Source organism: Actinoplanes sp. NPDC026670 (genome assembly GCF_040638175.1).
Classification (GTDB): domain Bacteria; phylum Actinomycetota; class Actinomycetes; order Mycobacteriales; family Micromonosporaceae; genus Actinoplanes.
On sequence record NZ_JBEZXU010000043.1, the window covers coordinates 79,775 to 93,686 of the forward strand.

Here is a 13,912-nt window from a genome sequence, read left to right on the forward strand (position 1 = left end):
GACGTAAAGTCACCCGCCTCTGCACGGATGGTGACCGTCCTCAGAAGCCGGTGCGCAGCCCCTCGACGCCCGGCGGGACCAGCGGCTCGACCCGGTAGTCCTGGTGGAGGCGCACGATGTGCAGGGCGAGTTTCCAGACGATCGCGTCGTAGGTCGCGGTCTGCCCGGTCTGGGTCAGCCCGAACAGCCCGTCCGCCAGGTACCGGGCGGTTCCGCTCTCGTCCGGCAGCCCGGTCGGCGTGAACATCTGCACGGCCGCGACCGTGGGCGGCGGCGGCTCACTGAACGGGGTCCACAGCACCGGGACGATCGCGGTCTGCGCATGCGGCTCGCCGGTGCGCGACACCACCGGGCGGCGGGCGAAGACGTCCCACTCCAGGGCACACCAGGGGCTGCGCAGGTACGGGCCGGACAGCAGGGACACCAGCACCTGGCTGGTGCCGGCCGCCCGCAGCAGGGAGCTCTCCCACCTGTCGCCGCCGTCCAGGATCCGGTCCATGAAGCCGGGCGCCGGCGCCCCGGTCAGTTCGCCGACCAGCTCGGACAGATCGTCGAAGAGCCGGATGACGTCGCGGCTCGGCTCGCGGGGCGGCCCGACCGTGCGGGAGCGGGCCGGGCGCGCGTAACTGAGGAGGAAGACCGGGGCGTCCGGATCGTCGGCGACCGGCGCGGGCTTGGGCGTGGGTGCGGGCCTCGGCGGGGGCGCCGGACGCTCGGCGGTCCGCAGGCCGCTGCCGTCGAGGGGGATCGCGGCGGTGTAGAACGGCACCCCGCCGGACGTGGTCAGCGTCAGCCACAGACTCGTGGTGCCCAGGTCGGCCGATGGGTCGGTCAGTTCGGCGCGGAACCAGGTCGGGCCGTAGGTGCCGCCGAACCGGTGCAGCACCACCCCGGCGCTGTCCAGGGCCCGGACCGTGCACGACGGCCGCCCGTCGATCATGCAGCCGACCAGGAACTCCTCCTCCTCGTACGGCCAGCCGGCGGCCTGGTCGGCGAGTTCCAGATCGACCGAGATGATCCGGGCGGCGGCCGACCCCTCGTCCGGATGCCAGCTGACGATCGGCTGGACGCGCACCTCCCGGGCCGGGCTCATGCCGGCTCGCCCAGCACGAACAGGGTGTCCGGGTGGCCGAAGTAGACGTACCGGGAGGCGTACAGGAAATCCTGGATCGCCTCCCGCTCGCCCGGCCCCAGCGCGAGCGTGTCGGCCGGCAGCTCACGGGCGGCGTCGGCCCGCCGGCCCTGGAGGAACTCGGGAATCCGCACGCCACCGGCGCGGGCCCGGGCGATCATGCTGCGGGCCAGGGCCGCCGACGAGCCGGTCGGCACCTCGCCCATGGTGGCGACGACGGCGAGGGCCCGGCGGCGCAGGAAGATCTCGGCGAAGTTGCGGTTGGCCCGGTCGCCCATCGCCGGGTCGACGACGGGACGGGCCGAGTTGCAGGCGTTCAGCAGCACCACCGAGCCGGAGGCGTGCACCGCCCGCAGCCCGAGAGTCTCGAACCTGGCCAGCGGGATGCCACCGAGCCGGGCGCTGCGGACGTCCGTGCCGTGCCGGCCGTGCGCCCGCACGTAGACCAGCCCGAAGCGCTGGCCCTCGTCGTCGAGTCGCCGCAGCAGCTCGACCAGGGTGTCCACGCGGCTGACGGCGGCCACCGAGGTGATGCTCAGCCCGGCCCCGGCGACCAGTTCGCCGTCCTCGAAGCAGAGGATCCCGCCGCCGGACCGCACCGGCTCGCCGGACGCGCTGAACTGGCCGTGCCGGTCCGGGTCGTGGATCGTGGTCCACCGGGTCACCGGGAACGTCTCGCCCAGCCACCGGTGCGCCGCCCCGTCGACCAGCCGGTACAGCTCCCAGGGCAGGCCGGTGTCGGTGTCGTCCCAGATGATCAGCCGCACCCCGGCCGGCTCGGCGGCCCGCAGCCCGCGCAGCCAGTTGCCCAGCCCGTGCTTGGTCGCGGACCAGCCCATGATGAACTCGTAGTACTCGACGGCGGCCTCCAGCGCGGCCTCGCTGTCCGCGGTCAGCGCGTCGTCCATGGCCAGGCCGGGCCGTAGGTGGGCCTTCTCGTCGGACTCGGTGCTGCTCCACAGCCGGCCGCGGAAGTAGCCCTCCAGCCGGAACCGGTAGCGGTCCGGGGCGTCGTCGACGGCGATGACCTTGAGCAGGGCGACATCGCGGGGCAGCTCCCGGCTCAGATCGGGCGCGGCCGGTGGCATCGGGATCCCGGTCGCCTCCGCCGCGGCCGCCGGACGGATCTCGCCGGCCGGTTCGGCGGCCACCGGCACGAGCGGGGCCGGCGTGGACCGGCCCTGGAGCGCCCCGACCACCCGGTTCGCCGTCACGGCGCGCCGTCCGGCCGGGCGACGATGCCCGCCATCGCGCCGGCCAGGGCGAACGGCAGATCCCGGTAGTGGCTCAGCTCCGGCGGGGCCAGCACGACCGCGCGTACCGCCCGCAGTCCCGCGAAACCGCCGGCGACCGTGACGGCGTCGTCGACGCCGGCCCGGCTGACCGATCGCGGGAGGACGTCCCGCTGGCTCGCCTCCAGCGGGACGTTGCCCCGCCCGTCCGAGACGACCACCAGCCAGGCCTCGCCGTCCCGGATCGGCAGGTTGCGCCGCCGGAGCCGCATCTCCTGCAGTGCCAGGTCGAGGCCGTGGGCCAGCGGCGTGGCGCGTGCCGGCGCCCGGTCGAGCGCCACGTTCAGCGCCGGGTCGAGCACCCCGGACAGCCGCCGCCGTTCGGCCTGCAGCTCGGACACCGCGTCCCGGTGCCCGAGCTCGATCAGGCTGACCGCGGCCCGCCGGGTGTAGGCCCAGCCCAGGTACGGCGCGAGCGCGGCGGTGACGTCCCAGCCGCGCCGGCTGGTGTGGTCGAGCAGCAGCACCAGCGCGGCGTCCGGTTGCGGCTGCCGGCGGTTCGACCGCAGGTCCGAGGCGTGGATCCGCAGTGGCGCGGCGGCGCCGTGCCGGATCCGGCGGAACTTGGCCGCCTCCAGGACCGTCGCCAGATAGGCGATGTCGACCGGGCGGCCGGCCGGCTCGGTGCCGATGACCGGGCCGCGGCCGGGCCGCCGGGTTCCGGCCCGCTGCCACGGCGGCCGCAGACTGGCGAAGTCGGGCAGGGCGTCCGGCGAGTCCTCCGGATACAGCATCTGCTCCGGTACGGCCGCCGGTCCCGCTGCGGGCGGGAGGACACTGGTGAGGGCCGGTCGCAGGGGCTGCCCGACCGCAGTGTCCGCCTCGACCGCCTCGGGCCACGCCGCCGTGCCGTCGCCGGTCGTCGCCGGCTCGGGAGAAGACGTCGGCTCGGGAGAGGACGCCGGCTCGACGGTGGCAGGAGCCAGGGAGGCCGGCGCGGGGCTGCGGAGACCGAGCAGCTCGGCGGCCCGGTGGACGTGGCGCGGTTCGACCGTGCCGGCCCGGTCCGAGACCGCGACGACCCGGGCCGCGCGGGCCAGCGCCAGGTCCCGGCGGTGCGGGGAGGGCGACTCGCCGACCACCCCGGTCACGGCCGTGGCGGCCGCGGCCGACATCACCGGCAGCGGGCCGGTCAGTGGCGACGGCACCGCGAGTCCGGGTGGAAGGCCGGGAGTGTCCTGATCCAGGGCGGCCCGGATCTGCGCGGACGTGCGTGGCGGGGTCCCGAAGCCGGCGGCGGCCACCCGTACCGGAAAACGGTCCAGAAGGTGCGGTGACAACCGCTGTGCCGCAGCCGCCGGGCAGGCGGCCAGCCACCGGGCCCGCGGGCGCCAGGCCGCATGCGTGCCGTGCCGGTCGGCGACCGCACCGTCGGCCCCGATCAGCACGGTGGCGGCCCTGGTCACCGCCAGGCCGGCGCGCGACAGGTCGGGAACGACGACGATCAGCGTCTCGTCCGGCGACTCCCGCAACCGGCCGGCCGCGGGGGCGAACCCGGAGCCCGTGCTCACCCAGAGGGTGTCGTCGGTGTCGTCGGCGCCCAGCGTCACGACCCGGGCCGGGCCGCCGACCGCGCCCGCCAGCCCGGCCGCCAGGCCGTCGAGCAGGTCGGGACGGAGGTCCAGCAGCAGGACGCCGCCCAGCCGGTGATCGAACGCGGCGCACGTCAGCGTGCCCGCGATCCGGTCGGCGACGGTGTCAGCCGGCAGCACTTGTCGCCCGCGCCACGATCGCGTCGTCCTCGGCCGACCACCGGCGCAGCGTGCCGCTTTCGCTCGTCCCGCGCCGGTGGACCAGGGCCAGCGGCGCCGCCTCGGTGAGATGACCGGCGTCCACCTCGCCGTCCCCGGCGATGGCGGCGATCGCCCGCGCCGCGCGCAGCATGGCCAGCTCGCCGCGGTGCCCGTCCAGACCGAACTCCACGGCGATCGCGGCCGCCATGGTGGCGGCCTTCTCCGGGATCACGATCCCGGGCACCCGGCTGCGTGCGGCGTCCAGACGGCGGTGGTGTTCCTCGTCCGCCGCATACGCCGCCCGCAGCTCCTCCGGCGGCCCGGCCGACAGCCGCTCGAACTCCAGGACGGTCGTCAGGATCTCGGCCCGCTCACTCGCCGACGCGGCCGAGTCCACCCACACCACCAGCCCGAACCGGTCCAGCAGCTGCGGCCGCAGCCCGCCCTCCTCGGGGTTCATCGTGCCGGCGAGATTGAACCGGACCGGCACGTTGCTGCGGGAGACCCCGTCCCGCTGGACGGTCAGGATCCCGGTCGCCGCCGCGTCGAGGAGGATGTTGACCAGATGGTCCTCGAGCAGGTTGATCTCGTCGACGTAGAGGACGCCGGTGGAGTCGCCGCCGCCGGCCTCCTCGATCAGGCCGGGCATCCAGGTGCTCTCGCCCTGCAGCAGCCGGTCGACGTTCCAGCCGCCGACCACCCGGTCCTCGGTGGCGCCGAGCGGCAGGGTGACCGGAAGGTCCCCGGAGACCATCCGGGAGAAGGCCCGCACGGTTGTCGACTTCGCGGTTCCCCGGCGGCCGGTGGCCAGCACACCGCCGACCGCGGGGGAGACGTAGGCGATCTCCAGGGCCTGTTTCAGATGGTTCTGCGCGACGATCCGGCTGTACGGGAGGACGCTCATCATTTCTCCTGGTCCGGCCGCGGCGGATGCTCGTACGAGCCGCGCAGTGGAACACCCTGCCGGAGCAGGTCGCACAGCTCCTCGTTGGCGATCCGCTCGGCCGCCGGGTCACGTGGCAGCGGCAGGTGCAGCGCGGTCCGCAGGTCGAACCGGTGCAGGTCGAGCCCCGCCCGCACCCCGGTCCCGTAGGCGACCGCGGCCCGCACCGCCCCGGCGTAGCTGAGCACCGAGATCCCCAGCGGCACCAGCGCCAGCAGCGTCCACCAGCCCGAGTGCCAGGCCAGCAGCCCGGCCGCGCCGATCGCGGTCAGCGCCATCACCACACACATCCGGACCGCGGCGTCGAGCGCGTCCCGCAGGTCGTCGACCACGCCGCGGATGTTCTCGCCGAGCAGCGGGTACAGGTGCGGCCAGACCACGATCGGGTCGAGGCCGTGATCCTGCCCGGCGGTGTCGGCGGTGGCGGCCAGCACGTTGCCCAGCCGGGTGGCGCGGACCTCGGTCTCGGACGGGTACCGGGACCGCAGCCGCGCCGACGCCTGCCCGGCCTCGTTGATCTGCCGCTGCTGCCCGGACTGCACGGCGGCGGACAGGGCGGCGGCCGCCTGCCCGGCCATCCGGCTGCGCAGCGTCACGTGCCGGCGCTGCCGCAGCGAGGCGCCCAGCCAGCGCGGGACGTCGCCTTCCAGGACCCGCACCAGCCAGGACTGCAACGGCTGGACGACCACCGCGGCCAGCACCACGGCCAGAGCGATCAGGACCGCCTCCAGGACACCGAGGTCCTTGGCCGTCGCCCACGCGTCGCCGAAGTCCACCCGCTGCCCGGGCGCGCCCGCCCAGACCAGGACGATCAGGAAGATCGCGGCGGCGTACGCGGGCAGATAAGCGGTCCGGAAGAAGCGCGGCGACACCAGCACGTCCGGTGGGTTGGCCAGCGCGTCCAGGCTCATCGTTGCAGCTCCATCCGGCCGTGGGCGCAGTGCGGAAGGTCGCGGGGGTCGTAGTGGATGCGGTGCTCGGTCCGGTCGCACGCCCGGCAGGCGAAGACGAGTAGACGGTATCGGGTCGAGTCACCCAGCGGTTCCAGGCGCTCACCGGCGCCGGGCTCGGCCGCGGTGCCGCCCGCGGCGAACAGGGCGCGCCTGGTGACCACGCCGACCGGCCGGTCCCCGACCAGCACGGTGACCGCCGGGACCGGCGAGTGCAGGAAGAACTCCCGCAGCCGGCGTTCGGCGACCCGGAAGGTGCCGGACCCGGCGACGTCCACAGTGTCCGGCGCGGGCGCGGCGGTCTCGTCGACGAGCGTCCGCAACTCGAAGATCAGGTCGTCGGAGTCCACGGCGTCCACATCACACGACCGGATCAAGGTCGTCAATGATTTACGCGGCCGGGCTCCGGAACGTGCTCAGCGCGCGCGCCGACGCGCGTACCCGGTCGCGGCCCTCGTGCTTGGCCGTGTAGAGCGCGGCGTCGGCTCGTTGCAGCAGCTGGGCCAGCGACTCGCGGCCGTCCCAGGTGGCCACGCCGATGCTGCACGTCTGGGCGTCCGGCATCGCGGCCCGCATCCGGTCCAGCACCTTGACCGCGTCGTCGGAACCCGTGCCGGGCAGGGCGAACATGAACTCCTCGCCACCCCAGCGGGCCAGGAAGTCCTCGTCGCGCATGCCCGCCGCGAACGCCGCCGCCGCCCGTTGCAGCAGCTCGTCGCCGGCCGCGTGGCCGTACGTGTCGTTGTAGCGCTTGAAATGGTCCAGGTCGGCGATCGCCACGGTCAGCGGCTCGCCCGACTCCTCGGCGTCGGCGACCATCCGGTCCATCGCCTCCTGCCAGGCCCGCCGGTTCGGCAGCGCGGTCAGCGTGTCGGTGAACGCCATCCGCTCCAGCCGGCGCAGCAGCCGCTCGTGCTCCAGCGCCAGCGCCGTCTCGTCGGCGAGCAGGGCCACCGCACGCGTACGGTAGTCGCTCACCGACTCCACCCGGCGGCTCCAGCCGACCGCGAGCACCGCCGTGACCGCCCCGTCGACGATCACCGGCTGCCACATCATCGACTTCCCGTCGACCTTCTTCAGCAGCTCCGCCGACACCCGCGGGTCGGACGCCGGGTCGGCCAGGAAGATCTCCTCGCCGCTGAGCCACACCCGGGCGATCATCGACGTGCCGTCCAGCGGCACCCGGGTGCCGATCACGGCGGCGCCGTCCGCGTCGGTCACCACCACCTCACGGACCGGGCCGGCCGGCGTACGCGACCCGGTGTCCACCGGCGCCTCCAGCAGCGACACGCTGTCGGCGGCGGCCAGGTCCCGGATCGCGGCGATGATCGTGGCGCGGGCGTCCTCACCGGTACGGATCCGGCGCGCCGCCGCGGCCACGGCGGCCAGCAGCTTGTGCGAGTGGCGGGCCTCCTCCTCGGCCAGGTGCCGGTCGGTGACGTCCTGCATCTGCAGCAGCGTCCACGGGCGGCCGGCGACCTCGCTGACCGCGACCGTGGCGTACGCCCATCGGGTGGACTCGTCCGGCCGTACCATCCGATGCTCGCCCTCGATGAGGAACGGGGTGACGTCGGCGCCCAGGACCTCGCCCTCGGGCCGTCCGGCCAGCTCGCAGAAGGCCGGGTTGGCGGCCACCATCCGCCCGGTCTCGTCGGCGATCGCCACCCCGGTGGGTGACGCGTTGAACAGCCGCTCGAACCGTTCGGCGACCGTCGTGACCTTCTCGTGCGCCCGTTTGAGCGCCAGCTGCCGCCGGCGCAGCGCCTCGTGCATCAGCGCGCCGAGCAGCGCCGCGAACACCACCTGCACGCTGTAGTAGCCGGTGTCCGGCCCGCGCAGCTGCTCCTCGGCGGCCACCGTCAGCGCCCAGCCGCCGACCCCGAGCAGCGCCGACGCCGTGAAGATCCGCCGTGAGGTCACGGCCGCGCCGACGCCGAGCAGGGTCAGCATCAGGGTGGTGCTGTACTGGAGCCGGCCGGTGACGGCCACCTGCGCGACGCTGTCGATGATCGGCAGGAACGCCAGCAGCTCACCGCGCCGGCCGGGCCGTCGACTGGTCGCCGCGATCGCCATGAACAGGGCGGTCGCGCCGTCCAGCGCGGTCATCACGGTGCGGGCGGTGCCGGCCAGGATCAGGAAGTTGGTGATGGCGAGCGCCAGGTAAACCCCGGCGAGGGCGCCACGGATCCAGCGGGTCGCGGCGTCGCCGCGCCGTCTTCCGCTCACCTGCGACATGCCCGCGCCCACCTCCCTCAGCCTTCGCGGAACTGTCGGCAGGGGCGGGCCCGACCTGAAGATAATTGACGGATGCGAATGTCCGGTCTAGGTTCCGTTTCCATGCGACGATCACGCCTGCTCGCGATCCTCACCGCGGCGACGACCCTGCTGGCCGCCGGTTGCAGCAACGAGCCCACGACCCCCGCCGCCGCCCTCGACAAGGTCAACACCGGGGTCATCGCGATCGTCGACGTCGCACCGATCTACCTCGGCAAGGAGAAGGGCTTCTTCACCGAGCAGAAGATCGACCTCACCCTGACCACCGCGCAGGGCGGCGCCGCGATCGTGCCGGCCGTCCTCAACGGCGAATACCAGTTCGGCTTCAGCAACACCGTCTCGCTGCTGCTCGGCGCCTCCAAGAACCTGCCGGTCAAGGTCGTCGCCAACGGCACCAACTCGACCGGCGCCGACGGTCAGGACTTCGGCAGCCTCTTCGTCAAAGCCGACAGCCCGATCAAAACCGCCAAAGACCTCGTCGGCCGTACGGTCGCCGCGAACACCCTGAAGAACATCGTCGAGACGAGCGTGCGAGAGTCGGTACGCGAGGACGGCGGCGACGCGGCCGCGGTGAAGTTCACCGAGCTGGCCTTCCCCGACCAGGTCCCGGCCCTGGAGTCGGGCAGCGTCGACGCGATCTTCGTGGTCGAGCCGTTCCAGCAGGCCGCCGTCGCCGCGGGCGCCCGCCGGATCGCGTCCAGCTACGTCGACGTGGCGCCCGACCTGACCGTCGCCATGTACTTCACCTCCAACCAGCTGATCGGCAGCAACCCCGACCTGGTCGCCCGGTTCACCACGGCGATGAAGAAGTCCCTGGAGTACGCCGACGCCCACCCGGACGAGGTCCGCAACGTGCTGGCCACCTACACCAAGATCACGCCGGAGGTGCGGGCGGCGCTGGTCCTCCCGAAGTGGCCCGCCGAGATCAACAAGGCCTCGGTGGACACGCTGGCCGGCCTCGCGGTGACCGACGGCCTCCTCACCACGAAACCGGACCTGACCACCCTGCTGCCCTGACCCGGGCGGCCGCGGTCCGCTCTCCCGGCCCGCTTTCTCCGTTCAGCGGCTGCGTGGCCGACTATCCGGACCGGCCCGCTCTCTCCGTTCGGCGGCTGCGTGGCCGGTTGTCCGGACCGGCCCGCTCTCTCCGTTCGGCGGCCGTGCGGCCGGCTATCCGGAATGTTCCGGCGCCCGGCCCGCGGCCCGCGCGAAGACGGCCGCGGCGCGGGCGGCGATCTCCTCGTCGGAACCGGTCCACAATTCGTCCAGCCACGGCCCGGCGAACAGCCCGACCAGCGTGGGGACGCCATCGGCGTCGGTCGCGTCCAGCCACTCGCTGATGCAGCCGGTGGCCGGGCCGTGCACCCGGTAGTAGCCGGCCGGATGCGCCGGCCAGAACCGCTCACCGAACCGCAGCACCACCTTCTCCACCCGGCCCATCCCCAGCCGGCCGAGAGCGGCCCGGTGCGGTTCCGGCAGCGGCGGCTCGAACTCGATGCCGCCACCCGCCAGCACCCCCAGCGGCGCCGTGACGATCACCGCGCCGGCCCGCACCGAACCGGCGTCCCCGGACAGCGTCACCCCGTCCGGGTCGACGACGATCCGGCGGACCGGATGCCGGAGCCGCACCGCAAGGCCCGCCGCCAGATGCTCGGTGACCAGCCGGTACCCGCCGGCGATCCACCGGTCACCCTCCCCGACGCCGGGCTCGAACCCGTGCCGGGCACTGAGCCACGACAGCGGCGCCCCGGAGTCCATCATGATCTCGGCGTCGACGAACCGCCGGACCGCCTCCGCTTCTTCGTCGCCGAGGCCACCGGTCCACGCCTCGATCACCTCAGCCACCGACCCTCCGTCCGGCGCCGCCGCCAGCCGGTCCCTGAGTTCGGCCTCGATGGCCTCGCCAGCCCACACCGCGACTTCCGCTTCCGCCCCCGCTTCCGCCCCCGCCTTCGCTTCCCTGCCTGCCCCCGCCTTCGCCCTCGCCTCGGCCTTCGCTTCCGCGCCCGCCTTCGCTTCCGCGCCCGCCTTCGCTTCCGCGCCCGCCTTCGCTTCCGCGCCCGCCTTCGCTTCCGCGCCCGCCTTCGCTTCTGCGTCCGCCTTCGGTTCCGCGTCCGCGCCGGCCTTCGCTTCGGCGCTCGCCCTCGCCATCGCTTCCGTCTCCGCGTTCGCCGGGCGCGGCGAACCGTCGAGGATCAGCGGGTTGTCGAAGTCGGTCGGCACGGTGCGCAGCGACAGGCTCTCGGCGAGGCGAGCCAGGATGTTGTCGTCGTACTGCTGGAGCCAGTTGGCGCCCAGGTCGAAACCGGCGCCGTCGATCTCGGCCGGGGCGGTCCGCCCGCCGATCCGGTCCCGGGCCTCCCAGATGACCACGTCGACGCCACGCTCGGTCAAGGCCCGCCCGGCGGCCAGACCGGCCATCCCGGCCCCGACCACCGCGATCCGGTCATGTCCCAGATCCGCGGCCCAGGCCGCCGCCAGAACCCCTTGCTCGTACGCCCCATGCGTCATCCCGGCCCGCGTCGGATGAGTGGCCTCCCCGGCGATGACGAGCCGCCCACCGATCGGCGCGCCCAGCGCCACCCGATCCGCGGGCGAGCCGTCCCGCCCGATCAGGCTCCACGATCCTCGAGCCCACGGATCCTCTCCCCAGTGCGAGACCGCAAACCCGGCAAGCCGTCCCATCCCACTGCCCACCCGTCCCCGAAACGATCACCCCGCGCATGCTCGCCCCGGCCGCAGCCGCCCGCCACCGATTTTCGGCCCGGTCCCGGCCGCCGCGCCCGGATGGCGACGCCGACCCGGACACCGCCCACACCGCCGCCCTCGTCCGGGTGCGTTTGCTTCGTCCCGGATGTCGGCCGCACCGCTGCCTTCGTCCGGGTGTGCTTGTTTCGTCCCGGATGCCAGCCACATCGCCACCTTCGTCCGGGTGCGTTTGCTTCGTCCCGGATGTCGGCCGCACCGCCGCCCTTGTCCGGGTGTGCTTGTTTCATCTCGGATGTCGGCCGCATCGCAACCTTCGACCGGGTGTGCTCGGTCCACCGGGAGCGGCATCTGGGCTCCGGCTGGACGGCGGTTTGCCGTTTCCGGCCGGCGGGTAGCCCCGGACCATGCGCTCCCTGCTCTACACCCTTGCCGTCGCCGCCGTCGTGCTGATCGTTCTCGGTCTGCTGTTGAAGGCCGTGAAGTGGCTGCTGATCATCGGGCTGATCGCGCTCGTGGCCTCGATCGCGCTGGGCGTGATCAAGGGGGGCCGGACTCCTCGCTGACCCTCCGGGAGCCGGCCAGCACGACGGTCAGGGCGGTGTCGATCCGGTCCCGGCCGTTGTCGCCCGGGTAGAGGTGGGCGGCCCCGACGACGGCGCTGAGCAGCAGGGCAGCGAGCTGTCCGGCGTCGGCCGGGCGGTCGTGACGCGGAGCTTCGGCCAGCGCGCCGGCCAGTTGGGCGGTGATGTCCCGGGTCGTCTCGTCCAGTAGCGACCGGCCGAGTGTGGCCGCCGCGTCGATCAGCTCCGCGGTGGTCCCGTGATAGACGGCCGTGTACTCGCTGTGCAGGCACGCCAGCGCGGCGGACAGCCGGTCACGGAGGTGCCGGCCATCGGGTGCGAGGGCCTGCGCGACCCCCTCACGCTGCCGTTGCAGGATCCGCCGCAGCGAGGCGTGGAACAGTGCCTCCTTGGTGCGGAAGTGCAGGTAGAGCCCCTGCCGGGACAGGCCGGCGGCGGTGGCCAGATCGTCCATCGAGGTCTTGCGCAGCCCGTAACGCTGGAACACCGCGGCGGCCGAGTCCGCGATCTCGTCGGCGCGCGATGCTGCCGGCATGGCCCTCCCGCCCCAACCCTCGTCGTGGTTGACGAGCTTGACAAAGTGAGCCTATCTTGTCAACTCGGTAGCGGACGATGGGACAGGCCGGCGATGAACATGCACAGCACCAGGGAGTTCGACGCCTTCGGGCCGTGGATCGACGAGGTGCGCACGGCCGACGACCTGCCCCGGCTCTACCGAAACGCGGGGCTCGACCCGGCCACCTGCCGCCTGGTCCTGAAGGTGCCGCGGGACATCGAACGGCGAAACGCCAACCCCGGCATGCATCTGTACGACTACCTGCTCGCCCTCGACGACGAGACACTGACCGTGCTGTGGCGGACCGGCGACACCTTCGACCGGGTGAGCCTGCCGCTCGACAGGGTGGCGGCGATCGAGGACAGCGTGCGCCTGCTCAACGGCCGCCTGACCGTGCACGTGGTGGACGGCTCGGCGTACACGGTCGCCTACAACGGCTCGGCCAGCGGCCCGATCCGTGATCTGATCCGTGAGCTGCGCCTGCGCTGTCTGCCGGCCACGCCGTCGGTGGTCGCCGACGACCTGGGCGTCCCGGCTGAGCCGCGACTCGGCCGGGACGACACCGGGCTGCTGACCGACTACCACCGGCTGATCGGGTCCGAGCCCGGCCTGCGGCTGATCAACGCCTCGGAGCGCCGGGTGGTGGTGCCGCACGCCGCGGCGGAACGGCTCTACCGCCGGGTCTGGCCGATCACCCTGCACGCCTCGATCCTGGTCGCCGACGACCGGGAGATCCAGGTCATTCACCGGCGCGACTGGTTCACCCCGGCCGGCGACGACCTCTCCCTGGCCCGCACGGTTCTGCCCCGGGCCCGGATCACCGGGCTGACCGCACGCCCACACGGCCGCTACCGGGACGTGCACGTGGTCACAGCACAGGCCGGCGCCGTCGAACTGCACTTCCCGATGGCAGCCGGCCCGTTCACCACCACGCTGCTCAGCTGACCCAGCGCCCGCCAACGCCCCCACCGCCCGAGCCTCGCCGCCCACGCTGCCTCCGCCTGCGCTGCCTCCGCCCGGGCTGCTGCGGCCCCGAGTCTTGCGGCCCGCGTTGCCGCCGCCTGCGTTGCCGCCGCCTGCGTTGCCGCCGCCTGCGTTGCCGCCGCCCGGGCTGCTGCCGCCCGCGTTGCCGCCGCCCGGGCTGCTGCCGCCCGAGTCTTGCGGCCCGAGTCCCGCTGCCCGAGTCTTGCGGCCCGCGTCTCCACGCCCGCGACTTGCCGCCTGCGCCTCGCCGCCCGCGGATCTTGCACGGTTCTCCACGCTCGCGCCGATCTTGCAGCCTTTTCCGCCTCCCGGCGGGAAGAAAGCTGCAAGGTCTCCCGGGCGCAGTAGACCTTGCACGACAAAACATGCCCACACGTGAAGAAACGTGCAAGATTGCTGCCAGCGTGGAAAACCGTGCAAGATCTACAAGGTTGGCCGGGGACGGACCTCCGCGAATACGACATTCTCGGCCTCGGGCCGGAGTTTCAGTCGCCTGCGACGGTGGTCGGGCGCTCAGGACCGAGGAAGTGGCCGCATTCGCAACGGCCGGCGCTGACGGTCAGCGGTCAGCGCCGGCGGCCAGCGGTCAGCGGCGGCGCCCAGCGCCGTTGGTCAACGCCCAGCGCCGTTGGTCACCGGCCAGCGCTGGCGGTCACCGGCCAGCGCCGTTGGTCAACGCCCAGCGCTGGCGGTCAACGGTCAGCGCCGTTGGTCAGCGGCCAGCGCTGGCGGTCAGCGGCCGGCGACGGCGACTGAGG

Annotated in this window: 12 protein-coding genes; 3 read left to right on the forward strand and 9 right to left on the reverse strand. The window is 73.6% G+C overall.

What is annotated here, in order from left to right:
* Nucleotides 1-40 precede the first annotated feature (40 nt).
* From AB0E94_RS34150 to AB0E94_RS34180, 7 genes are read right to left on the reverse strand one after another with little or no spacing between them, the layout of a single operon-like run.
* Nucleotides 41-1,093, reverse strand: coding sequence for a TIR-like protein FxsC (locus tag AB0E94_RS34150; protein ID WP_360335058.1), 1,053 nt, complete (start codon nt 1,091-1,093; stop codon nt 41-43).
* Complete coding sequence (locus tag AB0E94_RS34155) at nt 1,090-2,346, reverse strand: hypothetical protein (RefSeq protein ID WP_360335060.1); 1,257 nt, start codon at nt 2,344-2,346, stop codon at nt 1,090-1,092. Before AB0E94_RS34155 ends, AB0E94_RS34150 begins: the two co-directional genes overlap by 4 nt.
* The gene (locus tag AB0E94_RS34160; RefSeq protein ID WP_360335062.1) at nt 2,343-4,136 is read right to left on the reverse strand and encodes a hypothetical protein; all 1,794 of its coding nucleotides are present in this window, start codon (nt 4,134-4,136) and stop codon (nt 2,343-2,345) included. The genes AB0E94_RS34155 and AB0E94_RS34160 overlap by 4 nt, the downstream gene beginning before the upstream one ends.
* Entirely contained in the window at nt 4,123-5,061 is a 939-nt protein-coding gene (locus AB0E94_RS34165) for an AAA family ATPase (RefSeq protein ID WP_360335064.1), read from the reverse strand. The genes AB0E94_RS34160 and AB0E94_RS34165 overlap by 14 nt, the downstream gene beginning before the upstream one ends.
* Nucleotides 5,061-6,011: a hypothetical protein gene (locus AB0E94_RS34170; RefSeq protein WP_360335066.1), complete on the reverse strand. Its 951-nt coding sequence runs from the start codon at nt 6,009-6,011 to the stop codon at nt 5,061-5,063. Before AB0E94_RS34170 ends, AB0E94_RS34165 begins: the two co-directional genes overlap by 1 nt.
* Nucleotides 6,008-6,400 carry a hypothetical protein gene (locus AB0E94_RS34175; protein ID WP_360335068.1) on the reverse strand — a complete coding sequence of 131 codons (393 nt, stop codon included), beginning with the start codon at nt 6,398-6,400 and terminating at the stop codon, nt 6,008-6,010. The genes AB0E94_RS34170 and AB0E94_RS34175 overlap by 4 nt, the downstream gene beginning before the upstream one ends.
* 40 nt (nt 6,401-6,440) lie before the next feature.
* Nucleotides 6,441-8,285, reverse strand: coding sequence for a diguanylate cyclase (locus AB0E94_RS34180; RefSeq protein ID WP_360335070.1), 1,845 nt, complete (start codon nt 8,283-8,285; stop codon nt 6,441-6,443).
* 102 nt (nt 8,286-8,387) lie between these two features.
* On the opposite strand from AB0E94_RS34180, the gene AB0E94_RS34185 reads away from it, so the two are divergent.
* Nucleotides 8,388-9,341 (forward strand): ABC transporter substrate-binding protein, encoded by a 954-nt coding sequence (locus tag AB0E94_RS34185; RefSeq protein ID WP_360335072.1) that lies wholly within the window; start codon nt 8,388-8,390, stop codon nt 9,339-9,341.
* Between the two features lie 153 nt (nt 9,342-9,494).
* Here AB0E94_RS34185 and AB0E94_RS34190 read toward each other — a convergent pair whose 3' ends face one another.
* Nucleotides 9,495-11,009 (reverse strand): FAD-dependent oxidoreductase, encoded by a 1,515-nt coding sequence (locus tag AB0E94_RS34190; RefSeq protein ID WP_360335074.1) that lies wholly within the window; start codon nt 11,007-11,009, stop codon nt 9,495-9,497.
* Between the two features lie 428 nt (nt 11,010-11,437).
* Between AB0E94_RS34190 and AB0E94_RS34195 the strand changes: the two genes are divergently transcribed.
* The gene (locus AB0E94_RS34195; protein WP_360335076.1) at nt 11,438-11,596 is read left to right on the forward strand and encodes a hypothetical protein; all 159 of its coding nucleotides are present in this window, start codon (nt 11,438-11,440) and stop codon (nt 11,594-11,596) included.
* Here the strand turns inward: AB0E94_RS34195 and AB0E94_RS34200 are convergent.
* Nucleotides 11,571-12,149, reverse strand: a complete 579-nt coding sequence (locus AB0E94_RS34200; protein ID WP_360335078.1) for a TetR/AcrR family transcriptional regulator — start codon at nt 12,147-12,149, stop codon at nt 11,571-11,573. The two genes, AB0E94_RS34195 and AB0E94_RS34200, sit on opposite strands and share 26 nt — an antisense overlap.
* Before the next feature lie 93 nt (nt 12,150-12,242).
* Here AB0E94_RS34200 and AB0E94_RS34205 point away from each other — a divergent pair, with 93 nt between their 5' ends.
* Nucleotides 12,243-13,115 carry a hypothetical protein gene (locus AB0E94_RS34205; RefSeq protein WP_360335080.1) on the forward strand — a complete coding sequence of 291 codons (873 nt, stop codon included), beginning with the start codon at nt 12,243-12,245 and terminating at the stop codon, nt 13,113-13,115.
* Nucleotides 13,116-13,912 lie beyond the last annotated feature (797 nt).

Excerpts from the sequence above, each read along its gene's own strand:
- AB0E94_RS34170 (WP_360335066.1), bottom strand. The coding sequence starts at position 6,011 with ATGAGCCTGGACGCGCTGGCCAACCCACCGGACGTGCTGGTGTCGCCG.
- AB0E94_RS34180 (WP_360335070.1), bottom strand. The coding sequence starts at position 8,285 with ATGTCGCAGGTGAGCGGAAGACGGCGCGGCGACGCCGCGACCCGCTGG.
- AB0E94_RS34185 (WP_360335072.1), top strand. The coding sequence starts at position 8,388 with ATGCGACGATCACGCCTGCTCGCGATCCTCACCGCGGCGACGACCCTG.
- AB0E94_RS34205 (WP_360335080.1), top strand. The coding sequence starts at position 12,243 with ATGAACATGCACAGCACCAGGGAGTTCGACGCCTTCGGGCCGTGGATC.
- AB0E94_RS34165 (WP_360335064.1), bottom strand. The coding sequence starts at position 5,061 with ATGAGCGTCCTCCCGTACAGCCGGATCGTCGCGCAGAACCATCTGAAA.
- AB0E94_RS34200 (WP_360335078.1), bottom strand. The coding sequence starts at position 12,149 with ATGCCGGCAGCATCGCGCGCCGACGAGATCGCGGACTCGGCCGCCGCG.
- AB0E94_RS34150 (WP_360335058.1), bottom strand. The coding sequence starts at position 1,093 with ATGAGCCCGGCCCGGGAGGTGCGCGTCCAGCCGATCGTCAGCTGGCAT.
- AB0E94_RS34190 (WP_360335074.1), bottom strand. The coding sequence starts at position 11,009 with ATGGGACGGCTTGCCGGGTTTGCGGTCTCGCACTGGGGAGAGGATCCG.
- AB0E94_RS34195 (WP_360335076.1), top strand. The coding sequence starts at position 11,438 with ATGCGCTCCCTGCTCTACACCCTTGCCGTCGCCGCCGTCGTGCTGATC.